Origin of the sequence: Cupriavidus cauae (assembly GCF_008632125.1) — a bacterium.
Taxonomy (GTDB): Bacteria; Pseudomonadota; Gammaproteobacteria; order Burkholderiales; family Burkholderiaceae; genus Cupriavidus; species Cupriavidus cauae.
Genome location: NZ_VWRN01000048.1, coordinates 18,416 through 44,535, shown reverse-complemented (window position 1 = coordinate 44,535; position 26,120 = coordinate 18,416). Strand labels below are relative to the sequence as shown.

Sequence of the window (26,120 nt, the reverse complement as noted above, 5' to 3'; positions counted from 1 at the left end):
CCGTGAAACGACTTCGCGCCGATGATAGTGCGGACTACCCGTGTGAAAGTAGGTCATCGCCAGGCTCTCCATCCCCAAGACACCCCAGATCTCCCAAGGTCTGGGGTGTTTTGCTTTGCGGCGGCGGCGACGGCTCCGACGAAATTCGCTCCGGGCCGACTTAAAAAGCCATAAAAAAAGCGGCCACACGGGCCGCTTTCATGCCATCTACCGCCTGATCAGGCGCCGCAGCCATGCTCAGCTGCCTTGGCCAGCTCTTCGGGCGGTACGTCGCGCACATGCGTGGCCACCGACCAGCGATGCCCGTACGGATCTTCGAGCTGGCCGTAGCGGTCGCCCCAGAACATGTCCTGCACCGGCATCGTGACCTTGGCGCCGGCGTCGACGGCCCGGGCCACCGCCGCGTCAACATCCTCGACGTACAGGTGCAGCACCACCGGCGTTCCCTTCAATGCCTTCGGTCCCAGGCTCTGCCATTCGGGCATTTCCTCGGCCATCATCACCGGCGAATTGCCGATGCGCAGCATCGCGTGCATCAGTTGGCCTTGCGGCGTGGTGAGCCGGAATTCCTCGACCGCGCCGAACGCGCGCTTGTAGAACTCGATCGCTTCCAGCGCGTTGGCGCAGACGATATGCGGCGTCAGCGTGGGCATCCCATCGGGAATCGGCTTGACTTGCGTTTGTGCCATCTTGGTTCTCCTGTCTAATCGTATTGCTCGTACTGTTTGAACTCTTCGAACTGTTCCAACTGTCTTCGACCGTCTTTTTGCGCGTGATCGCGTCGTTATTGCATCGTTATTGCGATTGGGACTGCTGTCGCTGCTGGATGGGTTCCAATTCGCGGAAGCGCTCGATGCCCTCGCTCGGCGGAAAGTCCTCGAGATCGTACAGCTGCCGCACCTCGATCTCGCAGTGGTTATCGTCGGTTTGCGGATTCGGAAAGCGCCGGGTCCATTCGAGCGCTTCCTCGCGCGACTTGACCTGGATGATCGTGTAACCGGCGATCAGCTCCTTGGTCTCCGCGAACGGCCCGTCGGTGACGGTCCGTTGCTGGCCCTGATAGCGAATTCGCCAGCCCTTGGCGCTGGGTTGCAGCCCGGACGCATCGACCAGGACGCCGGCCTTGGCCAGCTCCTCGTGATAGGCGGCCATCTCGCTGATGAGGGCCTCCTCCGGCATCACGCCGCTCTCGGTCTTTTGCGTGGCTCGGACCAGAATCATGAAGCGCATTGCGGTATCTCCTGTCGGTAGATCAGTCTAGGCGTTGCGACGCCGCTCAGGGCTGCAGTTCGAACAGCGCCTTGCCGCTCTCCACGTCGAAGGGCGCCGAGAAATGTTCGTGGGCGATCTTCCAGCCGTCGCCGGTATTGCGCAGCCCGACGGTGACTCGCATCCACGAGCTCTTTTCGGTGCCGTTTTCTTCATGCCCGCAGCGCAGCAGATAGTGGCCGTAGCCAAACTGCTGATCGACGAACAATTGCAGCTGGTTCATCTCGAACACCATCGGCCCGGGGCACATCTCCATGCATGCGGCCCAGTGCTTGCCGTAGGCGTCGACGCCCTTGAACTGCAGCTGCATCACGGCATCGAAGGCGACGATGTCCGGCGTGTAGTGCGACACGATGCGCGGCACGTCGCGGGCGACCGCGGCGTCTCGCCAGGCCGACAGCATGGCGCGGATCTGGGTCTCGGCGGCGGTCTGGGATTGCGGGGCGTTGCTCATCTTGAGTCTCCTGAAAGGAAAGGGCGATAGCGGGTTGGAGATGCGAGGTCGTGGTCGGGTCCGGCCGTCACTGCGCGGGCGGCGTACTGCCGACCGCCAGCGACATCACCGGCCGCACTTCGATGCTGCCCAGCCGTGCGGCGGGAATCCCCGCCGCCGCGTGCAGCGCCTCGTGCAGGCCTTCGGCCTCGATCAGATAGAAGCCCGCCAGCTGTTCCTTGGTTTCCGCGAACGGCCCGTCGGTGAACGATACCTTGCCGGCGCGGACCCGCAGCGTGGTGGCCGTCGTCGCGCTTTCCAGCGCTTCGCCGGCCAGGTACATGCCGTCGCGCTCGAGCGTGGCGCGCAAGCGAAGGCACTGTTCCACCAGGCTGCGCCATTCCGGCTCGGGCATCGCTTGCAGGACACGCTCGTCGGTATAGATCAGGCACAGGTATTTCATCGTCGCCGCTCCTCGGATTCGGTGGCTGTTCGGACTTCCTGTTACCTAGTCGTACGGCGAACGCGCCGATCGACAATGCCCCGCAAAAAAATTTACGTCCCGCTTGCGCCAGGCAATTCGCGGATCGGCCGGATCTCGACGCTGCCATGCCGCGCCGGCGGGATCTTCGAGGCGACCTGGATCGCCTCGTTCAGGTCGGCGGCCTCCATCAGATAGAAGCCGGCCAGCTGCTCCTTGGTCTCGGCGAACGGCCCGTCGGTGACGGTCACCTTGCCGTCGCGCACGCGCAGCGTCTTGGCGGTCTCGACCGGCTGCAGCGCCTCGCCGCCGATGTAGTGGCCGCTGCTGCGCACCTTGTCGCCGAAGCGCAGGCATTCGCCGACCAGCGAATCCCATTCGTCGGGCGGCATGCTGTAGACCTGCTTCTCCTGGTAATAAATCAGGCAGAGATATTTCATCTGGGGCTCCTCGGTAGGGTGGTGTTGGCGGGCCAGCAAGCGGCGCGGCAACGAAACAGCAACGAAACGGCACGGAAAATCAGCATAGACGGCGCCGGCGACGACGCCATGACGCCGGCAGGGCCATGGCCCTGTCAGTGGATAGTCGTTCGGGATCGGGCGAAATCGACAGAGGCGTCCAACAGAGGGAATCGAAAGAAACCATCGGCAGAGGCCATCGACGGCAGACGAGCCTGCCGCAGTCGCGCTCGCCCCCTCTATTGCGGCAGTGCAGCAAGTCGGCGTTCGATGAAGCGCCGCTCCGGGCCCTGGCGGACCAGTTCGAGCACGGTCCGATACGCGTCCCGGGCATCGGCGTAGCGGCCCAGGCGCCGGCACAGATCCGCCCGGGCGGCATGGGCCAGATGGTAATCGCCCAGATCGCCACGGGCCAGGATCGCGTCGACCAGCTGCAGTCCCGCCTCGGGACCGTCCCGCATCGCCACGGCGACCGCACGGTTCAGTTCGACCACGGGCGAGGGTTGCAGCGCCAGCAACACGTCATAGAGCGCGACGATCTGCGGCCAGTCGGTCGACGCAGCGCTGTCCGCTTCGGCGTGGACCGCCGAAATCGCGGCCTGCAGCGAATACGGCCCGAAGCGGCGCGACGACAGCGCCCGCTCGACCAGCGCGGTGCCCTCGGCGATCAGCGCGCGATCCCAGCGGCTGCGGTCCTGCTCGTCGAGCAGCACCAGTTCGCCGTCGGGCGAGGTGCGCGCGGCCCGGCGCGACTCGTGCAGCAGCATCAGCGCCAGCAGTCCCATGACCTCGGGCTCGGGCAGCAGCTCGAGCAGCAGCCGCGCCAGCCGGATCGCCTCGCCGGACAGGTCGTGGCGGGTCAGCTGATCGCCGGAACTGGCCGAATAGCCCTCGTTGAAGACCAGGTAGACCACGCGCAGCACGCTGTCGAGCCGCTCCGGCAGGTCCTGGCGGTCGGGCACCTGATAGGGAATGCGCGCGTCACGGATCTTGGCCTTGGCGCGCACGATGCGCTGGGCCAGCGTCGACGGCGCGGTCAGGAAGGCGTGGGCGATATCCTCGGTGGTCAGGCCGCAGACCTCGCGCAGCGTCAGCGCGACCTGGGCGTCGGGCGCCAGCGCGGGGTGGCAGCAGGTAAAGATCAGGCGCAGCCGGTCGTCTTCCAGACAGGTGTCGTCGAAGAGCTCGTCGAAGGCGCGCGTCGCGCTCTCGTCGACGATCGCTTCGACCTGTTCGGTGACGTCGTCGAGCGGGCGAAAGCGCGCGTGGCGGCGGATGCCGTCGATGGCCTTGAAGCGGCCCGCCGAAATCAGCCATGCGCAGGGATTGGCCGGCACGCCGTCGCGCGGCCATTGTTCGAGGGCTGCCTTGAAGGCGTCGTGCAGGGCTTCCTCGGCCAGATCGAAGTCGCCCAGCAGGCGGATCAGCGTGGCCAGCACGCGGCGCGATTCGGCGCGATAGATCTCGCCGACGGTGGCCTCCGACGCCGCAGGGGCGTGTCTTTCCGACGGTGTGGCGGGAGTTTCGGACGGTGCGGCGATGGGATCTGGCATCGGTCGTTGTCGGCGAAGCCGCCGCGGACCGCGGCCGGCAGGCGTGCGCTGGCGCACGGGCATGCCGATTCTGCGGCGGATGAGTGCCGATGGCAAGGCGAGCCGGGCCGTTGTAACAAAGTGCCAGAGGGCAGGGCGGTGCGCCGGAGAAGCGCCAGTCGAACAAGGCGTGCCGGTGACCCGAATGGAACCGCAATCGGGCTCCATTCGGACGCCTGTCGTGTTCAAACCGCGCGGGCATGGCTCGTGCTTGATATGGCGGCCGCGCGCCGAGCCGAGCGCGCGCGAAAACGAGGAGACGCGAAGCCATGGAACGAATCCGGCGCGACTGGCGTGACCATCCTGTCCGGCTGCTGCTCGGCCTGACCATCAACGGCGGCGGCCTGGCGGTGCTGCTGACCCGGCTGCTCGCCGATGTCTGAACGGCGGCTCCGGCGCGGCCGGCATGGGAGGCGCCATGCCGCCTGACACGACCCCGCCGCCGGATGCCGACGCGCAGGCCGCGGGGCCGCTTGGCACCTGGCGCCGCCCGCCGGGCGGCAAGCTGCATTGGCGCCGTCTGCTGGCCTTCCTGGGGCCCGGCTACCTAGTCGCGGTCGGCTATATGGACCCCGGCAACTGGGCCACCGATCTCGCCGCCGGTTCGGGCTACGGCTACGCGCTGCTGTGGATCGTGCTGATGTCCAGCCTGATCGCGATGCTGCTGCAGACGCTGGCGGCGCGGCTCGGGGTGGTGTCCGGCATGGACCTGGCGCAGGCCTGCCGGCAGCATTCGAGCAAGCGCTCGGCGCTGGCGCAATGGCTGCTGTGCGAGCTGGCGATCTGCGCCACCGACCTGGCCGAGGTCATCGGCACCGCGATCGCGCTGAACCTGCTGTTCGGCATTCCGCTGACCTGGGGCGTGGCCGCGACGGTGCTCGACGTGCTGCTGATCCTCGCGCTGCAGCAGCGCGGCTACCGGCAACTGGAAGCGGTGGTCATCGCGCTGCTCGCGGTGGTGTTCCTCTGCTTTGCGATCAACCTGGTACTGGTGCAGCCGCAATGGGGCGACGTCGCGCGCGGCTTCGTGCCGAGCACGCGGGTGCTGACCGACACCAACATGCTGTACATCGCGATCGGCATCGTCGGCGCGACAGTGATGCCGCACAACCTGTATCTGCATTCGTCGATGGTCGGACCGCAGCGGATCCGGCGCGGACACGAGAGTATCGCCACCACGCTCGCCTATTACACGGTCGACATCATGCTGGCGCTGGTGATCGCCTTCTTCATCAACGCCGCCATCCTGGTGACCGCCGGCGCCGTGTTCCATACCGGCGGCATGCACGAGGTCAACGACCTGCGCGCCGCCTACCAGCTGCTCGGGCCGCTGACTGGCACCGCGATCGCCAGCGTGCTGTTCGGGGTCGCGCTGCTCGCGTCGGGACAAAGCTCCGCGGTGACGGCGACGCTGGCCGGGCAGATCGTGATGGAGGGCTTCGTCAGGCTGCGGCTGCCGGCGTGGGCGCGGCGGCTGCTGACGCGCGGCATCGCGGTGGTGCCGGCGATGTTCGTTGCGCTGGCCTATGGCGAAGCGGGCATCGGCCAGCTGCTGGTGCTCAGCCAGGTCATCCTGAGCCTCCAATTGCCGTTCGCGGTGGTGCCGCTGATCTGGCTGACCAGCCGCCGCTCCGTGATGGGCGCCTACGTCAACAAGCCGTGGGTCACGGTATTGGCGGTGATCGCGGTGACGCTGATCATCGGCATGAACGTGACGCTGCTGGCGACGACCGTGTTGCCATAGCCGGCGGGACCAGACCCGCGCGGTAGCGCCCGCCGCAGCGTCCATAAAAAGAGGCGGCCATTGCGGCCGCCTCGTTTCTCATCACCACACATCCGCGGCAGACGGCCGATCAAGCCTTGCCCGGCGGCACCTTTGGCGCCCCCGATGCTGCGCCACCCGCGCCGCTCGCGCCGGGCGCGCCGGGGTCGGTCGGCAGCTCGGCCTCATCGACGCTGCCCAAGTCCGCTCCCGTCACCGGATCGCTGTTGACGTCCGATTCGGTGCGCATCGCCGCCGCTTCCACCGCGCTGGCCTGGTTGGGCTCGAGCTGGACTTCGGGCATGCCGCTGCCGCCATCGACCGCCGGCGTCGGACTCTCGACGAACTCGAAGGTCGAATCCGAATTCCAGGGACCGCGCAGCGCGTCGCCCTGCGACATCTTGTAGTAGACGCTGGCGAACTCGGGCATCGGCGGCGCCTTGCCCGGGGGGAAGCTGGGCTGGATCGAATACAGCGCCTTCTCGAACGACTTCTGGTGCGACACCTCGCGCGTCATCAGAAAGCCCAGGGCTTCCTGCACGCCGGGGTCATCGGTAACGTTGATCAGCCGCTCGTAGATGATCTTGGCGCGCGCCTCGGCGGCGATATTGGAGCGCAGGTCCGCGGTGGGCTCGCCGATCGTGTCGATATAGGCCGCGGTCCAGGGCACGCCGCCCGAATTGGTCAGCGGCGGGCCGCCGCCATACAGCAGTTGGGTTACGTGGCTGTCGTTGCCGGGGCCGGACAGCGAGCGATACAGCTCGGCTTCCTGTTCGATGCCCTCGGCAAGCTGGCCCTTGGCCCCCTTGTTGAGCATCGCGACGATCGAGCCGATCACCTCCAGATGGCTCAGTTCCTCGGTTGCGATATCCAGCAGCATGTCCTTGCGGCCCGGATCGTCCTCGGCCAGCGCCTGCGTGAAATAGCGCAGTGCGGCCGCCAATTCGCCCTGCGGACCGCCGAACTGCTCCAGCAACAGATTGGCCAGACCGGGATCAGGCCGTGATACGCGTACGGTGTACTGCAATCGTTTGTTGTGCATGAACATGGGGATCCTCCGATCTCGGTCAACGGAACTCAAGCAGGGACTCAAGCGGTACTTCACTCCGCATGGGCGTGGGTTGCGCTGCAATGCCCATGCCCGGAGCAAGGATCGGTGGGACGAAACGCGGTCGTGAGTGCCTGCCGCCGGAAGAGGCGGCGCGAGAGCGGGGAAGGAGACGGGGTCCTATCGTAGTCGGCGTGCAGTGAAATTAGGCAAACGTGTAAAACTTTCGCTTATGACGCCGGACCGGTCGGAGGGATGTCGCAGGCGTGCAACGCGCATCGGGGAACCGCACGCCGCGCATCGGGCATCGGGCAGTGCCGACCACCGCAACGCCAACCCGCTCACCGCGCGGCCTGCGTCACCGGCAACGCCTTCAGATGGAGATAGAGCGCGGTCAGGTCGGTATCGCTCATCTTGCGCAGGCTTTCGAACGGCATCACCTTGCTGACCTCGGTGCCGTCCGGCCGCACGCCGTTGCGCATCATCTCGATAAAGCGCTCCGGCGTGCGGTAGCGCAGCATCACGGCGCCCGGGCGCAGGTCGGCGGCCGGGGGCCAGTCCGGCGGCGCGCCGGGAATCTTGCCGCCGGCCAGATCGGCGCCGTGGCAGCCGATGCAGGCATTGGCGACATAGGCGCCATAGGCGGCGGTCGGCGCCGGCTGCAGCGGCGGCGACGGCGGGCGGGCGTGGTCGATCTTGGCCGCCGCGTCCTGGATCATGCCGAAGCCGTAGAGCACGCGCGCCATCAGCGGCAGGCGGATCTCGGTCATCCCGCTGAGCAGCGGCGGCAGGCTGCGCATATAGGCGACCAGCGCGGACAGGTCTTCGTCGCTGAGCTGGTTGTAGTCCTCGCTCGGCATGATCATCAGCGGCCGGCCCGATGGCGCGACGCCGTGACGGATCGCCAGGACCCAGTCCCGTTCGCGGTAGCGCGCGATATCGGGATTGCCGGCCGTCACGTTCGGCGTGCGCACGAACATGCCGGACGGGTCGTTGATCATCACGCGGCCGCGGCCGTCGGCGCCGTGGCATTCCATGCAGCCGCGCGACTCGTAGAGATACTTGCCGCGCGCGAGGGCTTGCGCGTCATCGCGATAGGCGACGGGAACTGCGGGCACGTGCACCTGCCGTTGGGCCTTGCGTTCGGCGAGCAGGATGCCGGTCGCCAGGACCAGGCCGGCGGCGACGATCAGCCCGGCGATCGTCCAACCCGCAATACGGATCACGCGCTTCATCGTCGCCCCTGTCGATGCGGAAAAGGCGATTTTGCGGCGATGCCGATGGTGGCGGTATGTGCGTGAGCGCACCGAGAGCGATGCGGGCACGATAGGCCGTGCGGCGCGTGACGTGATGCAAAAGCGAAAACCAGTTGGTTTCAGCGGTAGCGGCTTTGCGGTCAGCGGGCAAAGATGGCAGCCCCCATGACCTCAAGGAGTTGCCATGCCGTTCGTTTCTTTCGTCCCCGCCCAGCGGCCCATCGACATCCCGCCGCCAATGCCGCAGGCGAAGTCCCCCGACCTGCGGTTCTCGATGTCGCCGGAGGATGCCGCCAATGCGCTGCTGATGAACCTGCTGCTCGCCAACCTGAGCGCCAACGCCTTCGCGCCGCGGAGATCGGCGCCGCTCCAGATCAATGCGATCGTGCTGGTCGACCAGGCCGGCAGGCTGTCGGCGGCGATCGTGGTGCTGTGGCCGACGCGCAATCCCGAGCCCGAACCGACGCATCGCGATGATCGGCAAAGCGAGCGCGCCAAACAGCAGCATCATCGGCCCGAGCCGGCGTACAGCGCGCCGCCGCGGCAACGGCCAGAACCCGCGCACAGCGCGCCGCCGCGGCACCGGCCCGAACCCGCGTACAGCGCGCCGCCGCAGGGGCCCGAACCCACGTACGGCGCGCCCCCGCCGCCGCGGCCCGAACCCACGTATAGCGCGCCCCCGCCGCATGGCCCGGAATCCACGCACAGCGCGCCGCCGCCGCAGAAACCCGCCGCTTCAGCAAACCCTTACGCGCCCGACGGATGGAGCTATGACCGTCTGCCGCACGAAATCCTGGGGCTGAATGCCGGCGAGACGGATCTGGCGAAGATCGGCAAGGCGTTCCGGGCGGCATCGCTGAAGGCCCATCCCGACAAGGGCGGCAGTCAGGAGGCGATGCAGGCCGTCGGCGCTGCCAGGGAGTTCATGCAGGCTCAGGCCGAACAGGCCACCGCCGGGTCGGCTGTCCACTGAGCTGCCCAGAATGCTGCCCAATAAGTTGCCCAATAAGCAGCCCAATAAGCAGCCCAATAAGCAGCCCAATAAGCAGCCCAATAAGCAGCCCAATAAGCAGCCCAATAAGCAGCCCAATAAGCAGCCCACCAGGCGGTAGAGACCGCAGGCGCCCAGAGGCGCCACCAACTGGCCCGTCCAGCGCGATATGCGGGGCGGGCCGGTTTCCTTTCAGTCCACCTGCGATTAATGCACCCGTCTAATCCACCCGTCTAATCCACCCGCTTTAGCGTACCCGCTTTAACGTACCCGCTTTAATCCACCCGCTTCAATCCACCTGCGCGCCGGACGACTTGACGATGCGCGCCCACTTGTCGATATCGCCCTTGAGCTGCGTGGCGAACTGCTGCGGCGTGGCCGACAGCGCTTCGGCACCTTGCGCACCGAGCTTCTCGCGCAGCGCAGGGTCGGCCAGCGCGGCCTGCATGGTCTGGGCAAGCTTCTGCGTGATCTCCTTCGGCGTGCCCTTGACCGCGAACAGGCCGACCCACAGATCGCCGCTATAACCCGGCACCGTCTCGCCGATGGCCGGAATGTCCGGCGCGAACGGCGAGCGCCTGGCCGAGCTGACGCCCAGCGCGCGGACCTTGCCCGCCTTGATGTGCGGCAGCACCGAGGGCAGGCTGGCGAACGCCATCGGCACCTGGTTGCCGAGCACGTCATTGAGGGCCGGCGCCACGCCCTTGTACGGGACATGCTCCAGCTGGATGCCGGCCATGCTGTTCAGCATTTCGCCCAGCAGATGGTTCAGCGTGCCGTTGCCGGCCGAGGCAAAGCGATACTGGCCGGGCTTGGCCTTCGCCATTGCGATCAGTTCGGGCAGCGTCTTCGCCGGGAAGGCAGGATTGACCACCAGCACGTTCGGCACGGTCGCAACCAGTGCGATCGGCTCGAAGTCCTTGATCGGATCGAACGGAACCTGGCGGTACAGCGACGGGTTGATCGCCTGCGTGCTGCTGATGGTCATCAGCAGCGTGTAGCCGTTCGGCGTCGCGCGCGCCGCGAACTGCGTGCCGATATTGCCGCCGGCGCCGGGCCGGTTCTCGACCACGACCTGCTGGCCGAGTCGTTGCGACAGGTCGGCTGCCACCAGCCTGGCCACGATGTCGTTGGTCCCGCCCGGTGCCTGCGGCACGATCATCTGAATCGGCTTGCTGGGCCAGTTGTCGGCCTTGGCCGGCGTGGCGCCGAGCAATGCCACCGCGGATACGGCGCAGGCCAGGGCCTGGCGAATGCCTTGCATGAGATCTCCTCCTTGTTGTCGCGTTGCTGTCACGCAGGCGGGGCGCGGCGGCAAACGCCATCGGCCCCGTCCAATGCGCGAGCGACTTTACCGAAGGAGAACCCCGGCGGGAAATTCAATCTGCGACTACGGCCATAAGCGCCGCTTATCGCAGCATGGCGCAGCATTGGCCGCCGACCTTATTGCTCCAGGAACGGCAGCGCCCGCGCCAACAGAGCGTCAGGCGCTTCCTCGGCAATGTAGTGCCCGCACGGCAACGGCCCGCCATCGACATCCTCGGCCACCCGCTGCCATTCCTGCAGCGGCTGGAAGCAGCGATGGACCACGCCCTGTTCGCCCCACAGCACCAGCAGCGGCATCGTCAGCTGCTTGCCGGCCTCTCGGTCGGCGCGGTCGTGTTCGAGATCGATGCCGGCCGCGGCGCGATAGTCCTCGCAGACGCCATGCGCGGCGCCGGGCAGGGCAGCGCAGCGTTCGTACTCGCGCAGCGCGCGCGGATCGAAGGGGCTCAGACCCGCGCTGCGGCCGCCCATCAGGTCACGGATATAGCGCGACGGATCGGCCTCGATCAGCCGCTCGGGCAGCGGCGCCGGCTGGATCAGGAAGAACCAGTGCCAGTACGCGCGGGCGAAGGCCTCGGTGGTCTGCTCGTACATGGCCAGCGTCGGCGCGATATCGAGCAGCACCATCCGCTCGACCGCGGCGGGATGGTCCATGCCGAGCCGATGGGCCACGCGCGCGCCACGGTCGTGCGCCAGCACGCGAAAGCGCTCGAAGCCCAGCGACTGCATCACGCGCAGCGCGTCGCGCGCCATCGTCCGCTTGCTGTAGTTGCCGTGGTCGCCGGTGCCGGCCGGCTTGGACGAATCGCCATAGCCGCGCAGGTCGCAGGCCACCACGGTGAACCGCTGCGCCAGTGCCGGCGCGACCTTGTGCCAGATCGCATGGGTCTGCGGATGGCCATGCAGCAGCAATAGCGGCGGCCCGTCGCCGCCGACGACGGCATGGATCGTGACCTCGCTGTCGGTCTCGACGTCGATGCTGCGGAATTGCGGAAAGAGGGAAAGGTCCACGGCGCGATCTCCGAACGGGAATCGCGCCATTCTAGTGCGTCGGCACCGGGGCATTGGGCGCCTGCCAGGCAACACAAGGCTAACTGGCAGGAAATAACGGCCGACCCCCGCCGGCATAACGGCGCCGCCGCCCCGCGCCCGGCCGCAGCCGTGCCACAGGCTCAGCGTCAGCGTCAGTCGCAGCCACTGCCGAGCCGCAGCTGGAGCCCTAGCCGCAGGAGCAGCCGCCGCTGCCGCGCGCCAGCCGCCGCAGCCGCGCCATCAGGCCGCCAGCACCTCCGAATTGACCAGCCGCAGCGTCTGCGGATGCGTCAGCGGAATCTCCGCCGCGCGCAGCCGCTTCAGGATGTCGAACAGCAGATCGCTCTTGGTGCCGCCGGCAATGCGCGGGCTGGAGACGAAGCCCGTCACCGTCAGCGTGATGCCGTTCGGCGCCAGCTGGCTGAAGGTCACCGACGGCGCGGGATGGTCGAGGATGGCCTGGTTGTCCGCGTAGGCGGCCAGCAGCATGTCGCGCACTTCCTCCGGGTCGATGTTCAGCGGGAAGGTCAGCGTCAGCGAGGCCACGCCGAGCGTGCTGTTGTTCATCGTGACATTGCGCACGCTCTGCGAGATCAGCTGCGAGTTCGGCACGATCATCGTCGAGCGGTCGCCCAGCTGGATCTCGGTGGCGCGCACGCTGATGCGGCGGATATCGCCCTCGACGCCGCCGATATTGACCATGTCGCCGACCTTGACCGGCCGCTCGGTCAGCAGGATCAGCCCCGAGATGAAGTTCTTGACGATCTCCTGCAGGCCGAAGCCGATGCCGACCGACAGCGCGCTGACGATCCAGGCCAGGTTGTCCCAGCGCACGCCCAGCAGCGACAGCGTCATCAGCACCAGCAGCACGTAGCCGATATTGCTGAACAGCGTCACCAGGGAGGCGCGCATGCCCGGCTCCATGCCGGTCTTGGGCAGCAGGTCCGCATCGAGCCAGCGGCGCACCGAGCGCAGGATATAGACGCCCACGCCGGTGGCGATCACCGCGTTCAGGATGCGCTCCGGCATGATGTTCATCGCCCGCAGCCGCTCGCCGCCCAGCACCATCAGCAGGCTGTCGAGCAGGTCCTTGGGCGTGGTGCCGAAGCCGCCGGTCAGCAGCGCGATCACCGCCAGCAGCAACAGCAGGCTCGAGCCCAGCCCCGACAGCACGGTCGACACCTGATCGAGATGGCTGTCGCCGAGCCCGAACAGCTGCTTGATGATGCGGCCGCTCGAATAGTGGACCGAGAACAGGCTCTCGCAGGCATCGCGCGTCAGCTTGGTCAGCAGATACAGGCTGCATAGCACGATGTCGAACCAGACGATCTCGTAGGTCAGGAAGCGCGCGAAGGTGATATAGCCGGTCACCAGGGCCACCAGCGTCACCACGATGGTGGCGGTCAGGCCGGCCAGCACGATGCCGGTCAGCGTCGAGCCGCTGCCCGGCCGCTCGCCGGCGGCGACCAGCGCGGCGCGCACGCGGTTGGCCCGCAGCAGCCCGGCGCCGATCGTCAGCGTGACCACCAGCGACACCAGGCCGCGCCCGAACAGCGTGACCTGGACGCTGGTATCGATGGTCCGGTTCAGCTGCTCGACGGTGCCGGCCAGCAACAGCAGGCCAGCCAGCACGATGGGGAAGGGCCGCAGCGCGCGGGCGATGTCGTCGTGCAGCGACGGCAGGCGCCAGGTCGGATGGCGCGTGCAGAGCAGCGCCCGGCCCAGGCCCGCGATCAGCGCGCTGGTCATCGTCAGCTTGATCAGCTCGTCCGCCAGATCGCGCATCGGCTCGGACAGCTCGTAGTCGCGCGTGAAGGCGAACAGCACGATGCGCACGGCCAGCGCGGTGGTCAGCACCGTAGCCAGCGCGGTCGACAACGCCAGCGCGCTGCGCCGCAGCCGGTGCTCCGGCAGCCGGTGCAGGCAAACCCAGGCCATGCCGCGCTCGATCAGCCGGCGGCCCAGCGACCAGATGGCAAAGGCCAGCGCCAGCAGCATCACCGTGCCGGTCCGGTGGTCGGCGTCCCAGGCCTGTTTCGCCATCGGCGTGACCAGCGAGCGCAGCGATTCGAAGCGCTGGCGGTCCTGCGGGCTCGGGTCGAATGCCGGCATCCAGAAGTCGCCGCTGAGGATGCTGTTGGAGCGCAGGGCGACCTGGTCCTTCAGATGGCCGCGCTGCAGCTTGCCGATCTGATCGGCCAGATTGCCGAGGCTTTCCTTGTCTTCTTCGGCCTTCTTCAACTGCTCGTCGAGCGCCTTGGCGCGCCCGTTCAAGTCTGCGCGCTGGCGGGCGACGGCGGGCGCCTCCGACGCGCTGCCGTCGGCCGGCGGCGGGCCCAGCAGATCGATCTGTGCCTGCACCTTGGCGCGCTCGGCCACCAGCGTGCCGGTCAGCGTGTCGACGTCCGCCAGCAGCCGGTGCACGGCATCGTCGAGCTCGGTCAGCTGGTTGCCGGTGGTGTCCTTGGAGGCCTGCTGCTTGATGCGGTCCTGCTCGGTCTGCAGCCGTTTCAACTCCGCGCTGGCCGCGGCGGCGGAGAACGGGGCGGCGGGCTTGTCCGCGGTCTGGGACGGTTCGTCCGCGCCAAAGGCCGCGGGTGCCGCGGCGGGTAACAGATGCAAAAAGACGATCAGCAGCAGGCTGAACGCCATTCCGGGAAATCGACGCATGAGGGGAGCACCTTTCGAGCCGGCGCCTGCGGGCGCCGGACGTTGCCGTGGAGTCATCCGATGCGTGCCGGGCGTCGCGCCATGCCGCGGGGAAGTGGGCAGGGCCATGACGGGGCGTCGCAGCCAACGCGAGTGGACGCCGCCGGCACCGGAAAGCCCGGAATTATACATACGTCGGCGAACGCGATTTCAAAAGTGGCTAATTAGCCGCTATCGTGTCGCGACATCGGGCTTGGCGGCCGTCGCCAAATCGCCGTCGCCAATGGCCGTCGCCAATTCGCCGTCGCCGGGTCGCCGTCGCACTATCTCGGCCGGAAGCGCTCCACGACCTCGAGCAGGCGATCGCAGGACGCCGCCACCTGCATCGGCGGCGCGGTCGCAATGCCGAGCAACAATCCGGACTTCGCGCTCGCGGCGGACGCATACCAGACCGACAGCGGCGAGGGCGCGATGCCGAAGCTCGCCGTTTCCTTCACGATCGACACGTCGTAGGTGCCGTCCGGCAGCCGCAGCAGCACCGCCAGCCCGGTCGGATCCGCCGCCGCGCCGACGCGCGGACGCAGGCAGGCCAGCAGCCCATCGCGCTGCGACGCATAGAGCCGCTTGGTGCGCCGCAGGTGCCGCAGGTAATGGCCATCGTGCATGAACTCGGCGGTGGCGAGCTGGATCGACGGGGCCGGGGCGGGCGCGAGGCACGCCGCCATCTCGGCAAACCGGGACACCAGCGATGGGGGCACGACCACGAAGCCCAGGCGCAGCGCCGGGCTGATGGTCTTGCTGAAGGAGCCGATATGGATCACGCGTCCGGCGCGGTCCAGCGAGGCGAGGGCGGGCGCCGCCCGGCCCTCGAGCCGCAGCTCGCTGAGGTAGTCGTCTTCGATGACCCAGGCGCCTTGCGCCGCGGCCCAATCGAGCAGCTGCAGGCGCCGCGGCAGCGACAGCGTGCCGCCGAGCGGAGCCTGCTGCCCGGGCGTCAGCACCACCAGTGCCGCATCGGGGGCGTGCCTCAGGCCGTAGTCGACATCGAGACCGTCGGCGTCCACCGGCACCGGCACCGGCGACAACCCCGCCAGTTCCAGCCCGCGCCGCGTGTACGGAAAGCCGGGGTCTTCGGTCCAGACCTTGCGCCCGTCCGGGCCGAGCGCCCGCAAGGCCAGCCCCAGCCCGCCGGCGAACCCGCCGGTGATCAGGATCTGCGACGGCGAACACTGGATGCCACGCGCGATGGCGAGGTAGGCAGCGATTTCGCGCCGCAGCGCCGGCTCGCCGCGCGGGTCGGGATAGAGCGAGGCGGCGCCGAGTTCCGCGCGGGCCGCGTGGGCGCGCACCCGCGAGAACAGCCTGGCGGGCAGGCTCTCCTGCGCGGGCACGCCCATCTGGAAGATGGCCGGCCCGGCCATGAATTCGAGATACCGGTCCATGAACGAGCCGGGATCGGGCCGCTCGTCGGCGCCGGCGCGCAGCGCGGGACGTTCTGCGACCCGGGTGCCGTTGGCGCGCGATGCAACGACCAGCTGCGCATCGGCCAGCTTTTCATAGGCTGTCTTGACGGTGCCGCGCGCGACGCCGAGCTGGGTGGCAAGGTCCTGCCAGGACGGCAGCCGCGCGCCGGGTGCCAGCACGCCCTTTTCGATGGCGGTGGTGATGCCGCAGCGGATCTGTTCGGCCAGCGGCGTCCGGGCGGTCCGGTCCAGGGAGAGTTGCAGGCGCTGCGTCATGGCTGGGTCATGGTGTGGTCATCGGGCACGGGCACGGGCACGGGCACGGGCACGGGCACGGGCACGTTAACGCCGGCCGGCCTGGTACATAAAAATCGATGATTCTTGGTTCTTTTATTTGTACCAGCGCAAGACCAGAATGGGAACACCCATCTGGAGAGCCTCATGAACATTCGATCCGTGATTGGCGTCGCCTGCGCCGCCACTTATGCCGCCGCCGCCATCGCCTGGGCCATGCCGGCCTTCGGCCACGCAGCCGGGGAGAAGGTCACCCCCAATTTCAATCAACCGATCCCCAACATTCCGGGCAAGTCGCTGGTTGCCGTCGTGGTCGACTACGCGCCCGGCGCCGCCTCGCCCTCGCATGTGCATGCGAAATCCGCCTTCATCTACGGCTACGTCGTCTCGGGCGCCATCGAGTCGCAAGTCAACGACGGGCCGAAACGCGTCTACCGTGCCGGCGAGAGCTTCAGCGAGTCGCCGGGCTCGCGCCATCCGGTCAGCCGCAATGCCAGCGCCACCAAGCCGGCCAAGCTGCTGGCCGTGTTCGTCGTCGACACCGACGACAAGGAACTGACCACCCCTGTCCATTCCTCCGCGAAGAAGGAGTCCATGCAATGAGCAAACGTCTCGACTACAACCAGATTGCGCCCGCCGGCATGAAGGCCCTGGGCGGCGCCTATGGCTACGTGATGCAGTCCAACCTGTCGCCGGTGCTGGTCGACCTGGTCTACCTGCGCGTGTCGCAGATCAACAATTGCGCCTACTGCCTCGACATGCATACCCGCGACCTGCTGAAGAAGGGCGTGAAGGTCGAAAAGCTCGCGCTTGTCCAGGCCTGGGCCGAGGCCGGGGATCTGTTCGACGAGCGCGAGCGTGCCGCGCTGGCGTGGGCGGAATCGGTGACGCGCGTGGCGCAGACCGGCGTGCCGGACGCCGACTACCAGGCGGCGAGGGCGGTGTTCGACGAACGGGAGCTGGTCGACCTGACCATCGCGATCGGCGTGATGAACCTGTACAACCGCATGGCGATCAGCTTCCGCAATACGCCGCAGGCCGCGCTGGCGCAGTAGTCGTTTTATCGAGCCACTTCCGGCCTATCCCCGAGGAGTACCGCCATGGCCACCGACGTCATTGCAGGCATCACGATTCCCGACAGCAAGCTGGCCCGCGAGGCCACCGAGCTGATCCGCGATACCGAGAGCGACCTGCTGTATCACCACTCCGTTCGCGTCTATTTCTGGGGCAGTCTGCTCGGACGCCGGCGGCAGCTGCGTTTCGATCCGGAGCTGCTGTACATCGCGTCGATGTTCCACGATCTGGGGCTGACCTCTCGCTATCAGCAGAGTCAGCTGCGCTTCGAGGTCGACGGCGCCAATGCCGCGCGCGACTTCCTGCGCAGCCGCGGCGTGGCCGAGAGCGATATCGCGACGGTGTGGGCCGCCATTGCCTTGCATACGACGCCGGGCATTCCGGAACACATGCATCCGGAGATCGCGCTGATCCAGGCCGGGGCGGGAATGGACGTGGCCGGGCGCGGCTATCAGGACCTCGGCGATGACGAGCGCGAAGCCGTGATCGCTGCCCATCCGCGCGGCCACGACTTCAAGCACGGCATCATCGACGCCTTCTACGAGGGCATGAAGCACCGGCCCGACACCACCTTCGGCACCTTCAACGACGATGTGCTCGCGTTCAAAGATCCGAACTTCAAGCGCGCCGACCTCTGCAGCATCATCCTCGCCTCGCGCTGGCCGGACTGAAACAGGTGCCGACGCCGCGCATGGCGCGCGGCGTGGCCCCAAGGCGCGGCGGCCCGGCCGGGACCGCGCCGCCTCTATTCGACCTCGCCGTCGTCGGTGTCGCCGACCTTGGCGTCCTGCTCGTGGCGCATTGCCGCGGCGGTCAGCGTCGTCGCTACCGGCGGCGCGGACTCCTTGCGCTCGCTGTAGCGGTCGGTCAGGTAGTCCGAGCGGTCGCGCGTCAGCAGCGTGAACTTGACCAGTTCCTCCATCACGTCGACCACGCGGTCGTAATACGACGACGGCTTCATGCGGCCATTCGCGTCGAATTCCTGATACGCCTTCGGTACCGACGACTGGTTCGGGATCGTGATCATCCGCATCCAGCGGCCCAGCACGCGCAGCGCATTGACCGCGTTGAACGACTGCGAGCCGCCGCAGACCTGCATCACCGCCAGCGTGCGGCCCTGGGTCGGCCGAATGCCGCCGCTCTCCAGCGGCAGCCAGTCGATCTGGTTCTTCAAGACGGCAGTGAGCGTGCCGTGCCGCTCCGGGCTGCACCAGACCTGTCCCTCGGACCATTCCGACAATTTGCGCAGCTCGGCCACCTTGGGGTGGTCCGCCGGCACGCTGTCGGCGATCGGCAGTTCGTGCGGATCGAACACGCGCGTTTCCGCGCCGAGGCGTTTGAGGATGCGTTCGGCCTCCAGCGTCAGCAGCCGGCTGTACGAGGTCGGGCGCAGCGAGCCGTAGAGCAGCAGGATGCGGGGCGGGTGGGTGCTGGTCTTCGCCGGCTCCAGCTTGTGCGGATCGGGGACGTCGAGCAGCGACGGAATCAGGTTGGGCAGGTCGGCGCTCATCGCAAGACCCTCCGGCCGTCGGCGTCGATGACGAGCTCGCCATCCTCCTTGGCAAACGGGCCTTGCTGCGGCGCAGGCAGGATGTCCAGCACAACCTCCGACGGCCGGCACAGCCGCACGCCGAGCGCGGTGACGACGAACGGGCGGTTGATCAGGATCGGATGCGCCATCATCGCGTCGAGCAGCTGGTCATCGGTCAGCGACGGGTCGTCGAGGCCCAGCTCGGCATAGGGCGTGCCTTTCTCGCGAATCGCTTCGCGCACGCGCAAGCCGGCCTGCCGGATCATGCCTTCGAGCTCGCCGCGAGTCGGCGGCGTCTTCAGGTACTCGATGACCGTCGGTTCGATGCCGGCGTTGCGAATCATCGCCAGCGTGTTGCGGGACGTGCCGCAGGCGGGGTTGTGGTAGATCGTGACAGTGGACATGACGGCGGGTATGACGGGTTTCAGGAGGCTTCGTACCAACGTTGCGAGCGATTGACCACGCCGACCACCAGCAGCATGATCGGCACCTCGATCAGCACGCCGACCACGGTGGCCAGCGCCGCGCCGGATTCGAAGCCGAACAGGCTGATCGCCGTGGCGACGGCCAGCTCGAAGAAGTTGCTGGCGCCGATCAGCGCGGACGGGCCGGCCACGCAATGCGCCACGCCCAGCTTGCGGTTCAGGTAATAGGCCAGGCCCGAATTCAGCACGACCTGGATCAGGATCGGCACCGCCAGCAGCAGGATGATCAGCGGCTGCTCGACGATCGCGTTGCCCTGGAAGCCGAACAGCAGCACCAGCGTCGCCAGCAGCGCGGCGATCGCATACGGGCCCAGCGCGCCGGTCACGCGCCGGTACGTCGCCTCGCCGCGCGCCAGCAGCAGCTTGCGGATGGCCTGCGCGATCGCCACCGGGATCACGATGTACAGCACCACCGAGACGATCAGCGTGTCCCACGGCACCGTGATCGACGACAGCCCGAGCAGCAGCCCGACCACCGGCGCGAACGCCACCACCATGATGGCGTCGTTGACGGCCACCTGCGACAGCGTGAAATACGGATCGCCCTTGCACAGCTGCGACCAGACAAAGACCATCGCGGTGCAGGGCGCCGCGGCCAGCAGGATCAGGCCGGCGACGTAGCTGTCGAGCTGCTCGGCCGGCAGCCACGGCGCGAATACATGCCGCACGAAGATCCACGCCAGCAGCGCCATCGAGAACGGCTTGACCAGCCAGTTGACCAACAGCGTCACGCCGATGCCGCGCCAGTGCCCCGCGACCTGGCCCATCGCGCCGAAGTCGATCTTGATCAGCATCGGGATGATCATCACCCAGATCAGCAGCCCGACCGGCAGATTGACCTGCGCGACCTCCATCGCGCCGATCGCCTGGAAGACGCCGGGAAACCACTGGCCGAGCAGGATCCCGGCCACGATGCACAGCGCGACCCAGATGGTCAGATAGCGCTCGAAGAAGCCGATGCCGCCGGCCGGCGAAATCGTTGTTGCTTGTTTGGCCGCTTGTTTCGCCGCTTGTTTCGCGGTCTGTTCCGCCGCCGTCATGCCTTGGGCTCCATCGCCTGCTCGCCGATCGCGCGTGTTTCCTTCCGGTTCGCATTGCGTCGGGACGACTCGGATCCGGTGGTACAACCGGACACAGGGGAGCACGGATTGCCGCCGCAGCAGTTCTCCGTCAGATAGCCGAGCAATGCGTTCATGGTCTCGAAGCGGGCCATATAGATGATCGAGCGGCCGTCCTGGCGGCTGCGCAGCAGGCCGGCGCGATGCAGCTCCTTCAGGTGGAAGGACAGCGACGAGGCCGGCATTTCCATCAGTTCGGCAATCCGCCCCGCCGGCAGGCCTTCCGGGCCGGCCTGGACGAGCATGCGGAAGACGGCCAGCCGAACGGAATGGGCGAGGGCGGACAGCGCTTCGAGGGCGGTATCGGTTTCCATGTTTCGAATATAGTAGAAACATGGAATTGTGGCAAGCGGTGTGATATGCGGCTCGAAGGAACGAGGTGCTTCAGGCCCCGCGGCGCTGCGCCATCCGTTGGCCGATGGCCCGCAAGGTCGGCTCGGGCAGGCGGGTCGCGAAGGGAAAGACCTCGCGCTCCTCGCGCTCGACATGCCGCAGGTAGTGCGCGGCGAACTGCGCGAGGGCTTCCGGCGGGGCGTCGGCGGAGCCCTGCTGCACCGCCTGCAGCCATGGCCGGGCCTGCTCCCACAGCGCATCGAGCGTGTCGTGATCGTCCTCCAGGGCCTGCATCGCGGCCGTCAGCGTCTCGTCGCCGAGCGCGCGCAGGGCGGGGAACAGGTCCGCTTCTTCATCCTCGTGATGCAAGGGCGCGGCAATCGTGAAGTACCGCACGATGCCGGCCGCCGCGGTGCGCGCCTGGTCGTCGGCGCCATGCCGGGCGGTGTGTTCGGCGAGGCGGCCGCACAGCGAGGCAAAACGGCGGACCTTGTCGTGGCAGGCGGTCAGCAGTTCGATCGGGGATTCAAAGGAAGGAATGGTGGGCGTGTTGGGCAACATGGCGTGCCCATTATCGCGCGGTCCGCTGGCCCTCGTGATCGAGCGCCATTTTTTGGGGCGGCCGGCAATCTTTACCGCCCTTTATCGCGGTCTGGCGCCAGATCCGGCTCGCGGGGCCGATGTCACCGCATTTCCCGCGATGGCGCAAGGCTTGCTTGGCGTGATTGGATTCCGGTCCATTCCATTGCCTTTGACACCTTCACGGGAGACCAATATGTCCGACGGAAAACTTGGTATTGCCGGTACGACGTTTATCGCCTTTGCCGTGGCAGGAGTGGCCCTGGCCGCCTCGCTCTATCTGGCCTATCTGGCCGCGCCGCCGAAGGGGCGTGCCTTGATCCGGGACGTGCTGGATCACGATTCGGGGTCGGGTCCGCAAGGCTGATCGAGCCGGCGCGGGGGCCGGGCCTCGAACTTTGGCGGCAGCGGCAATGTCTATCTGCGACATTGTGGGGCGCTCGCGCCGCCGTCGTTGCGACCACAGCGAATCGGCACATCAGCGCAAGGCTCCATTCTCCAAGGCTGGCCGTATTACCGTACTTTCCCGATCCCGATGAAGGCGTTGCGCAACCCCCGGTGCCTGCTGCTGGAAAGCCGCTGGTTTGTCCCGCGGCATTTCGACGGCATCAGCCTTGGCCCGATCGTGCTGCTTCGACCCGGGGTATCGGCCGGGCTGATCGCGCATGAACTGGTTCACGTGCGCCAGTTCTGGCGGCGGCCGTTCACGCACGGCCCGCGCTATCTGCTGTCGAAGGCCTATCGGCTGGCCTGCGAGGTGGAGGCCTACCGGGCGCAACTGCAAGCCGGGCAAAGCACGCCCGCGCGCATTGCCCATCTGGGGCACTACCTGGCCACGAAGTATCGCCTCGACATCGACGAGGAGACGGCCGTGCGGCTGCTTTCCGCCGTTTCCGCGGACGATTCCCCACGCTGATCGGGTGTGGTCGCCGCAGTCTCTCAATGCGAGGACGTGGGCTGCGCAGGCGGCCAAGTGCACGGTCTTTGGATCGACGCTCGCGCCATGCGCGCCGCCGCGATCCCCAGGATACGCGCCAGCGGGCCGGCGCATCCGATCCGCGACGGCGCTGTCGGCATGACGGTCCGGCTGGCGCCGCGCTCAGCTGCCGAAGTAGTTCAGCCCCAGCGCGCCCTTGACCTCGCTCAGCGTCGCGCCCGCGGCTTCCCGCGCGCGCATCGTTCCTTGCCGCAGGATCTCGAGCACGCCGGCGCGGTCGCGCTCGAACTGCATGCGCCGCTCGCGAATCGGCGCGATCAGCGCCTGCAAACGCTCGTTGAGGCGGCGCTTGACGACGCTGTCGCCGAGGCCGCCACGGCGATAGTGGGCCTTCATCTCGTCCACGGCCGCCGTGTCGGGATCGAAGGCATCGAGGAACATGAACACGACATTGCCTTCGACCTGGCCCGGATCGCTGACGCGCAGATGATTCGGATCGGTGTACATGTCATGGACCGCCTTCGAGATTTCGTCCGGCGTGGCGCCCAGCGTGATCGCGTTGCCGAGCGACTTGCTCATCTTCGCCTTGCCATCGATGCCGGGCAGGCGCGGCACGTGCGACAGCACCGCCACGCATTCGACCAGCACCTCGCGTCCGACCGTCAGGTTGAAGCGTCGCACCAGTTCGTTGGTCTGCTCGATCATCGGCTGCTGGTCGTCCCCGACCGGCACCAGCGTCGCCTTGAACGCCGTGATATCGGCGGCCTGGCTCACCGGATAGGTCAGAAAGCCGGCCGGGATGTCGCGCTCGAACCCGCGCAGCCGGATTTCCTCCTTGATGGTCGGATTGCGCTCCAGGCGCGAGACCGTCACCAGGTTCAGCAGATATTGCGTCAGTTCCGCGAGCTCGGGCACCTGCGACTGGATGAAGATCGTCGACTTGTCTGGATCGATGCCGACGGCGAGATAGTCGAGTGCGACCTCGACGACGTTCTCGGTGACCTTCTGATGGCGGCCGACGTTGTCCGTCATCGCCTGCGTATCGGCCAGCAGCAGAAACTGCTTCGCTTCGTGTTGCAGCTGCACGCGCGAGCGCAGCGAGCCGATGTAGTGGCCGAGGTGAAGCGGACCGGTGGTGCGGTCGCCGGTCAGGATGATGGGCTGGGTTGCGTTGGTCATGGATGGTGTTCTGGTTTACCGGTTGTCCGGTGTTCGTGTTCCGGTTACCGATACCACCAGCCACTGAGCGCAGAAACGAAAATGCCGCCAGGAGGCTGGCGGCATCGCGTTTTCGAGGTGCGTGTGGAAACGGGCCGCCTGCGTCAGGCGCGCCACCAATATTGCCGGGTCGGCGAGTTGGGCTTCGTGTCCATGAGGGGCGAGTATAGCGCAGGGGCGCGCTGGGGGGCCGAGGGGCATCGCGCCTGCCAACGCTCCGGACCGGGGCGGCTCGCTCCGGACGATACATTCCATCCTGGAATACTTCGCCGAAAAAACTTCACGCCGCGCGCGGTGCGCTCCTCCATACTCGCTTCATCATTGAACCGCAGCGATCGGGGAGAAGCACCATGAGACAGGCATTGGCATGGGTATTGATGGCGGGCGCGATCGGCATGTCGATGCCGTCGGCACGGGCGGCGTGGCCGGAAAAGCCGATCAAGCTGATCGTTCCCACGGCGGCCGGAGGCGCGCCCGACATCGTGGCGCGGCTGTTCGGCGATGCGCTGTCCAAGCGGCTGGGCCAGGCCATCGTGGTGGAAAACCGGCCCGGCGCCGGCGGCAATATCGGCATGCAGGCATTGCTGCAGGCCCCCGCCGACGGCTACACGATCGCCTATGGCAACAACGCCACGCTGGCGACCAACCGCTTCCTCTACAGCCGGCTGCCGTACGATCCCGACAAGCTGGTCCCCATCGTGGGGCTGGTGACCACCTTCAATATCCTCGCGGTCAACAACGCGCTGCCGGTCAAATCCGTGCGCGAACTGATCGCCTACGCGCAGGCCAATCCCGGCAAGCTGTCGATGGGCTCGGCCGGCAACGGCACGACCAGCCATCTGGGCGGCGAGCTGTTCAAGACGCTGGCCCATCTGAACATCGAGCACGTGCCGTACAAGGGCAGTACCCCGGCGCTGCAGGACCTGGTCGGCAACAACGTGCAGCTGATGTTCGACAACGTGCCGTCGATCGGACCTTACGTCAGCAGCAACAAGGTCCGCGCGCTGGCCGTGACATCGACCCGGCGCTCGCCGCATTTCCCCCAGGTGCCGACGATGGACGAAGCCGGCCTCAAGGACTACGAACTGACCGCGTGGGCCGGACTGGTCGGCGCGCCGGGGATTCCGGCCGAGGTGGTGGACCGGCTCAATCGCGAGGTCAACGCGGTGATCCGCGACCCCGGCTTCCGTGCGCAGCTGGACCGGCTTTCCTTCGAGCCGCTGGGCGGATCGCCGCGCGACTTCCAGGCGCTGGTGACATCCGAGACCGTGAAGTTCGGCGAACTGGTGCGCAAGAGCGGCGCCAAGGTCGATTGAGGGCGCACGGCATGTCATCGCATTTCGATCTGATCATCCGCCACGGCGACGTGATCGACGGCAGCGGCGCGCCGCGGCGCGCCGCCGACGTGGCGGTGCGCGACGGCGTGATCGCCGCCATCGGCATCGGCCCGGACGCCACTGCCGACGAAGTCATCGACGCCACCGGCATGGTGGTCGCGCCGGGCTTCATCGACACCCATACGCACGACGACTGGATGGTGTTCCAGTCCCCGCAGATGCTGCCCAAGGTCACGCAGGGGGTCACCACCATCATCGCGGGCAACTGCGGCATCAGCCTCTTCCCGCTCGTCACCGACACCATCCCGCCCGCGCCGCTCGACATCATGCGCGGCGGCTTCGTGTTCGAATCGGTGCGGGCCTACCGGGAAGCGTTCGCCGCGAGGCCCGCCACCGTCAACGTGTCGGTGCTCGTCGGGCAATCGACGCTGCGCGCGCGCCGTGTCGCGGAGCTGGGACGCGCCGCGAGCGACCACGAGATCGACAGCATGCGGCGCGACGTGGAGCAGGCCCTGCTGGAAGGCGCCATCGGCGTCTCCACCGGTACCTTCTATCCGCCATCGGCGGCGGCATCGGAGCAGGAGATCCTGCGCATGTGCGAGCCGATGCAGCGGCTGGGCGGCGTGCTGGTTTCGCATATGCGCGACGAAAGCGACAAGGTCGCCGAGGCGATCGACGAGACGGCGCGCCTGGGCAAGGCGCTCAACGTGCCGACCGTGATTTCGCATCACAAGCTGGTCGGCAAGCGCAATCACGGCCGCAGCCGCGAGACGCTGGCGCAGGTGCGGGAGCTGTCGCGCACCATGCCGCTTTGCCTGGACTGCTATCCGTACGCGGCGTCGTCGACCATGCTGCGTCCGGAGCGCGTGGACCAGTGCGACCGCATCCTGATCACGTGGTCGGCCTCGCATCCGGAAGCGGCGGGCCGCTATCTCGAGGACCTGGCGCAGGAGTGGCAGCGTTCGCGGCGCGAGGTGGCCGAGGCCTTGCTGCCGGGCGGCGCGGTGTACTTCATCATGGATGAGGGCGATGTGCGCGACATCCTCGACTACCCGGACACGATGATCGGCTCCGACGGCATTCCGTCCGACGAAACGCCGCATCCTCGCCTGTGGGGCACCTTTCCGCGCGTGCTGGGCCTGTACTCGCGCGACCTGGGCCTGTTTCCGCTCGAGCGCGCCGTCCACAAGATGACCGGCCTGCCCGCGCAGCGCTTCGGGCTCGAGGGAAGGGGGCTTCTCGCGGTGGGCAAGGTCGCGGATATCACGGTGTTCGACCCGGCGACCATCCGCGATTGCGCCACCTTCGATGCGCCCACGCAGCCCTCGGTCGGCGTGCGCGACGTGTTCGTCGCCGGACAGGCCACGCTGCGCGGCGGCACGCCGACCGGCAATCGGCCCGGACGCTTCGTGACCTCGACCCTGGTCAGATCACGCGCGGCGGCGTGAGGCCAT

General features: G+C 67.5%; 26 protein-coding genes and 1 pseudogene. 9 read left to right on the top strand and 18 right to left on the bottom strand.

The window, feature by feature from the left end; genetic code table 11:
* Nucleotides 1-218 precede the first annotated feature (218 nt).
* The 6 genes from F1599_RS18470 to F1599_RS18445 form a co-directional block, all read right to left on the bottom strand.
* Nucleotides 219-689 (bottom strand): VOC family protein, encoded by a 471-nt coding sequence (locus tag F1599_RS18470; protein WP_149320214.1) that lies wholly within the window; start codon nucleotides 687-689, stop codon nucleotides 219-221.
* A 106-nt stretch (nucleotides 690-795) separates the two neighbouring features.
* On the bottom strand, nucleotides 796-1,230 hold the full coding sequence (locus F1599_RS18465) for a YciI family protein (protein ID WP_149320215.1): 435 nt from the start codon (nucleotides 1,228-1,230) through the stop codon (nucleotides 796-798).
* A gap of 46 nt (nucleotides 1,231-1,276) precedes the next feature.
* Nucleotides 1,277-1,723 carry a YybH family protein gene (locus F1599_RS18460; RefSeq protein WP_149320216.1) on the bottom strand — a complete coding sequence of 149 codons (447 nt, stop codon included), beginning with the start codon at nucleotides 1,721-1,723 and terminating at the stop codon, nucleotides 1,277-1,279.
* Between the two features lie 67 nt (nucleotides 1,724-1,790).
* Nucleotides 1,791-2,165, bottom strand: coding sequence for a YciI family protein (locus F1599_RS18455; protein ID WP_150084083.1), 375 nt, complete (start codon nucleotides 2,163-2,165; stop codon nucleotides 1,791-1,793).
* A gap of 92 nt (nucleotides 2,166-2,257) precedes the next feature.
* Complete coding sequence (locus F1599_RS18450) at nucleotides 2,258-2,623, bottom strand: YciI family protein (protein WP_149320218.1); 366 nt, start codon at nucleotides 2,621-2,623, stop codon at nucleotides 2,258-2,260.
* A gap of 257 nt (nucleotides 2,624-2,880) precedes the next feature.
* Nucleotides 2,881-4,194, bottom strand: a complete 1,314-nt coding sequence (locus F1599_RS18445) for an RNA polymerase sigma factor (RefSeq protein ID WP_150084082.1) — start codon at nucleotides 4,192-4,194, stop codon at nucleotides 2,881-2,883.
* Between the two features lie 457 nt (nucleotides 4,195-4,651).
* Here F1599_RS18445 and F1599_RS18440 point away from each other — a divergent pair, with 457 nt between their 5' ends.
* Entirely contained in the window at nucleotides 4,652-5,977 is a 1,326-nt protein-coding gene (locus tag F1599_RS18440; RefSeq protein WP_223819751.1) for an Nramp family divalent metal transporter, read from the top strand.
* 109 nt (nucleotides 5,978-6,086) lie between these two features.
* Here F1599_RS18440 and F1599_RS18435 read toward each other — a convergent pair whose 3' ends face one another.
* Both F1599_RS18435 and F1599_RS18430 read right to left on the bottom strand, forming a co-directional pair.
* Nucleotides 6,087-7,043, bottom strand: a complete 957-nt coding sequence (locus tag F1599_RS18435) for a manganese catalase family protein (protein ID WP_150084080.1) — start codon at nucleotides 7,041-7,043, stop codon at nucleotides 6,087-6,089.
* Nucleotides 7,044-7,384: 341 nt separating this feature from the next.
* On the bottom strand, nucleotides 7,385-8,278 hold the full coding sequence (locus tag F1599_RS18430; protein ID WP_150084079.1) for a c-type cytochrome: 894 nt from the start codon (nucleotides 8,276-8,278) through the stop codon (nucleotides 7,385-7,387).
* A 205-nt stretch (nucleotides 8,279-8,483) separates the two neighbouring features.
* Between F1599_RS18430 and F1599_RS25950 the strand changes: the two genes are divergently transcribed.
* Nucleotides 8,484-9,272: a hypothetical protein gene (locus F1599_RS25950; RefSeq protein WP_190286405.1), complete on the top strand. Its 789-nt coding sequence runs from the start codon at nucleotides 8,484-8,486 to the stop codon at nucleotides 9,270-9,272.
* A 307-nt stretch (nucleotides 9,273-9,579) separates the two neighbouring features.
* Here the strand turns inward: F1599_RS25950 and F1599_RS18415 are convergent, their stop codons facing one another.
* The 4 genes from F1599_RS18415 to pdxR form a co-directional block, all read right to left on the bottom strand.
* Nucleotides 9,580-10,554, bottom strand: a complete 975-nt coding sequence (locus tag F1599_RS18415) for a Bug family tripartite tricarboxylate transporter substrate binding protein (protein ID WP_150084076.1) — start codon at nucleotides 10,552-10,554, stop codon at nucleotides 9,580-9,582.
* A gap of 179 nt (nucleotides 10,555-10,733) precedes the next feature.
* A complete protein-coding gene (locus tag F1599_RS18410) occupies nucleotides 10,734-11,657 on the bottom strand; it encodes an alpha/beta fold hydrolase (protein ID WP_223819750.1) in 924 nt (307 codons plus the stop codon).
* 231 nt (nucleotides 11,658-11,888) lie between these two features.
* Nucleotides 11,889-14,318 carry a DUF3772 domain-containing protein gene (locus tag F1599_RS18405; protein WP_150084074.1) on the bottom strand — a complete coding sequence of 810 codons (2,430 nt, stop codon included), beginning with the start codon at nucleotides 14,316-14,318 and terminating at the stop codon, nucleotides 11,889-11,891.
* Nucleotides 14,319-14,620: 302 nt separating this feature from the next.
* Nucleotides 14,621-16,036 (bottom strand): MocR-like pyridoxine biosynthesis transcription factor PdxR, encoded by a 1,416-nt coding sequence (gene pdxR / locus F1599_RS18400; protein WP_150084073.1) that lies wholly within the window; start codon nucleotides 16,034-16,036, stop codon nucleotides 14,621-14,623.
* A 165-nt stretch (nucleotides 16,037-16,201) separates the two neighbouring features.
* Here pdxR and F1599_RS18395 point away from each other — a divergent pair, with 165 nt between their 5' ends.
* From F1599_RS18395 to F1599_RS18385, 3 genes are read left to right on the top strand one after another with little or no spacing between them, the layout of a single operon-like run.
* The gene (locus tag F1599_RS18395; protein ID WP_150084072.1) at nucleotides 16,202-16,657 is read left to right on the top strand and encodes a cupin domain-containing protein; all 456 of its coding nucleotides are present in this window, start codon (nucleotides 16,202-16,204) and stop codon (nucleotides 16,655-16,657) included.
* Nucleotides 16,654-17,109, top strand: a complete 456-nt coding sequence (locus tag F1599_RS18390; protein ID WP_149320229.1) for a carboxymuconolactone decarboxylase family protein — start codon at nucleotides 16,654-16,656, stop codon at nucleotides 17,107-17,109. The genes F1599_RS18395 and F1599_RS18390 overlap by 4 nt, the downstream gene beginning before the upstream one ends.
* A 45-nt stretch (nucleotides 17,110-17,154) precedes the next feature.
* Nucleotides 17,155-17,799, top strand: coding sequence for an HD domain-containing protein (locus tag F1599_RS18385; RefSeq protein WP_150084071.1), 645 nt, complete (start codon nucleotides 17,155-17,157; stop codon nucleotides 17,797-17,799).
* Between the two features lie 74 nt (nucleotides 17,800-17,873).
* Here the strand turns inward: F1599_RS18385 and arsH are convergent, their stop codons facing one another.
* From arsH to F1599_RS18360, 5 genes and pseudogenes are all read right to left on the bottom strand, one after another.
* Nucleotides 17,874-18,638 (bottom strand): arsenical resistance protein ArsH, encoded by a 765-nt coding sequence (gene arsH / locus F1599_RS18380; RefSeq protein ID WP_150084070.1) that lies wholly within the window; start codon nucleotides 18,636-18,638, stop codon nucleotides 17,874-17,876.
* Complete coding sequence (arsC, locus tag F1599_RS18375; RefSeq protein ID WP_150084069.1) at nucleotides 18,635-19,063, bottom strand: arsenate reductase (glutaredoxin); 429 nt, start codon at nucleotides 19,061-19,063, stop codon at nucleotides 18,635-18,637. The genes arsH and arsC overlap by 4 nt, the downstream gene beginning before the upstream one ends.
* Nucleotides 19,064-19,083: 20 nt before the next feature.
* Entirely contained in the window at nucleotides 19,084-20,184 is a 1,101-nt protein-coding gene (arsB, locus tag F1599_RS18370; RefSeq protein WP_223819748.1) for an ACR3 family arsenite efflux transporter, read from the bottom strand.
* Between the two features lie 65 nt (nucleotides 20,185-20,249).
* Nucleotides 20,250-20,576: pseudogene (locus tag F1599_RS18365) on the bottom strand (ArsR/SmtB family transcription factor); the annotation flags it as partial.
* Nucleotides 20,577-20,646: 70 nt separating this feature from the next.
* Complete coding sequence (locus F1599_RS18360; protein WP_150084068.1) at nucleotides 20,647-21,156, bottom strand: hemerythrin domain-containing protein; 510 nt, start codon at nucleotides 21,154-21,156, stop codon at nucleotides 20,647-20,649.
* Between F1599_RS18360 and F1599_RS18355 the strand changes: the two genes are divergently transcribed.
* Nucleotides 21,143-21,541 carry a hypothetical protein gene (locus F1599_RS18355; protein ID WP_149320234.1) on the top strand — a complete coding sequence of 133 codons (399 nt, stop codon included), beginning with the start codon at nucleotides 21,143-21,145 and terminating at the stop codon, nucleotides 21,539-21,541. The genes F1599_RS18360 and F1599_RS18355 overlap by 14 nt on opposite strands.
* A 168-nt stretch (nucleotides 21,542-21,709) precedes the next feature.
* Complete coding sequence (locus tag F1599_RS18350; RefSeq protein ID WP_150084067.1) at nucleotides 21,710-22,090, top strand: hypothetical protein; 381 nt, start codon at nucleotides 21,710-21,712, stop codon at nucleotides 22,088-22,090.
* A 183-nt stretch (nucleotides 22,091-22,273) separates the two neighbouring features.
* On the opposite strand, the gene trpS is transcribed toward F1599_RS18350, so the two are convergent.
* Nucleotides 22,274-23,290 (bottom strand): tryptophan--tRNA ligase, encoded by a 1,017-nt coding sequence (gene trpS, locus F1599_RS18345; RefSeq protein ID WP_150084066.1) that lies wholly within the window; start codon nucleotides 23,288-23,290, stop codon nucleotides 22,274-22,276.
* Between the two features lie 389 nt (nucleotides 23,291-23,679).
* Here trpS and F1599_RS18340 point away from each other — a divergent pair, with 389 nt between their 5' ends.
* Together F1599_RS18340 and F1599_RS18335 are read left to right on the top strand one after the other, a co-directional pair.
* Nucleotides 23,680-24,645, top strand: coding sequence for a Bug family tripartite tricarboxylate transporter substrate binding protein (locus tag F1599_RS18340; RefSeq protein WP_223819747.1), 966 nt, complete (start codon nucleotides 23,680-23,682; stop codon nucleotides 24,643-24,645).
* An 11-nt stretch (nucleotides 24,646-24,656) separates the two neighbouring features.
* The gene (locus tag F1599_RS18335; protein ID WP_150084065.1) at nucleotides 24,657-26,114 is read left to right on the top strand and encodes an N-acyl-D-amino-acid deacylase family protein; all 1,458 of its coding nucleotides are present in this window, start codon (nucleotides 24,657-24,659) and stop codon (nucleotides 26,112-26,114) included.
* The last annotated feature ends 6 nt before the right edge of the window (nucleotides 26,115-26,120 follow it).

What these genes read in the sequence shown, in the direction of transcription:
- F1599_RS18470 (WP_149320214.1), bottom strand. Translation starts at nt 689, where the DNA reads ATGGCACAAACGCAAGTCAAGCCGATTCCCGATGGGATGCCCACGCTG.
- F1599_RS18465 (WP_149320215.1), bottom strand. Translation starts at nt 1,230, where the DNA reads ATGCGCTTCATGATTCTGGTCCGAGCCACGCAAAAGACCGAGAGCGGC.
- F1599_RS18460 (WP_149320216.1), bottom strand. Translation starts at nt 1,723, where the DNA reads ATGAGCAACGCCCCGCAATCCCAGACCGCCGCCGAGACCCAGATCCGC.
- F1599_RS18455 (WP_150084083.1), bottom strand. Translation starts at nt 2,165, where the DNA reads ATGAAATACCTGTGCCTGATCTATACCGACGAGCGTGTCCTGCAAGCG.
- F1599_RS18450 (WP_149320218.1), bottom strand. Translation starts at nt 2,623, where the DNA reads ATGAAATATCTCTGCCTGATTTATTACCAGGAGAAGCAGGTCTACAGC.
- F1599_RS18445 (WP_150084082.1), bottom strand. Translation starts at nt 4,194, where the DNA reads ATGCCAGATCCCATCGCCGCACCGTCCGAAACTCCCGCCACACCGTCG.
- F1599_RS18440 (WP_223819751.1), top strand. Translation starts at nt 4,652, where the DNA reads ATGCCGCCTGACACGACCCCGCCGCCGGATGCCGACGCGCAGGCCGCG.
- F1599_RS18435 (WP_150084080.1), bottom strand. Translation starts at nt 7,043, where the DNA reads ATGTTCATGCACAACAAACGATTGCAGTACACCGTACGCGTATCACGG.
- F1599_RS18430 (WP_150084079.1), bottom strand. Translation starts at nt 8,278, where the DNA reads ATGAAGCGCGTGATCCGTATTGCGGGTTGGACGATCGCCGGGCTGATC.
- F1599_RS25950 (WP_190286405.1), top strand. Translation starts at nt 8,484, where the DNA reads ATGCCGTTCGTTTCTTTCGTCCCCGCCCAGCGGCCCATCGACATCCCG.
- F1599_RS18415 (WP_150084076.1), bottom strand. Translation starts at nt 10,554, where the DNA reads ATGCAAGGCATTCGCCAGGCCCTGGCCTGCGCCGTATCCGCGGTGGCA.
- F1599_RS18410 (WP_223819750.1), bottom strand. Translation starts at nt 11,657, where the DNA reads ATGGCGCGATTCCCGTTCGGAGATCGCGCCGTGGACCTTTCCCTCTTT.
- F1599_RS18405 (WP_150084074.1), bottom strand. Translation starts at nt 14,318, where the DNA reads ATGCGTCGATTTCCCGGAATGGCGTTCAGCCTGCTGCTGATCGTCTTT.
- pdxR (WP_150084073.1), bottom strand. Translation starts at nt 16,036, where the DNA reads ATGACGCAGCGCCTGCAACTCTCCCTGGACCGGACCGCCCGGACGCCG.
- F1599_RS18395 (WP_150084072.1), top strand. Translation starts at nt 16,202, where the DNA reads ATGAACATTCGATCCGTGATTGGCGTCGCCTGCGCCGCCACTTATGCC.
- F1599_RS18390 (WP_149320229.1), top strand. Translation starts at nt 16,654, where the DNA reads ATGAGCAAACGTCTCGACTACAACCAGATTGCGCCCGCCGGCATGAAG.
- F1599_RS18385 (WP_150084071.1), top strand. Translation starts at nt 17,155, where the DNA reads ATGGCCACCGACGTCATTGCAGGCATCACGATTCCCGACAGCAAGCTG.
- arsH (WP_150084070.1), bottom strand. Translation starts at nt 18,638, where the DNA reads ATGAGCGCCGACCTGCCCAACCTGATTCCGTCGCTGCTCGACGTCCCC.
- arsC (WP_150084069.1), bottom strand. Translation starts at nt 19,063, where the DNA reads ATGTCCACTGTCACGATCTACCACAACCCCGCCTGCGGCACGTCCCGC.
- arsB (WP_223819748.1), bottom strand. Translation starts at nt 20,184, where the DNA reads ATGACGGCGGCGGAACAGACCGCGAAACAAGCGGCGAAACAAGCGGCC.
- F1599_RS18360 (WP_150084068.1), bottom strand. Translation starts at nt 21,156, where the DNA reads ATGTTGCCCAACACGCCCACCATTCCTTCCTTTGAATCCCCGATCGAA.
- F1599_RS18350 (WP_150084067.1), top strand. Translation starts at nt 21,710, where the DNA reads ATGAAGGCGTTGCGCAACCCCCGGTGCCTGCTGCTGGAAAGCCGCTGG.
- trpS (WP_150084066.1), bottom strand. Translation starts at nt 23,290, where the DNA reads ATGACCAACGCAACCCAGCCCATCATCCTGACCGGCGACCGCACCACC.
- F1599_RS18340 (WP_223819747.1), top strand. Translation starts at nt 23,680, where the DNA reads ATGAGACAGGCATTGGCATGGGTATTGATGGCGGGCGCGATCGGCATG.
- F1599_RS18335 (WP_150084065.1), top strand. Translation starts at nt 24,657, where the DNA reads ATGTCATCGCATTTCGATCTGATCATCCGCCACGGCGACGTGATCGAC.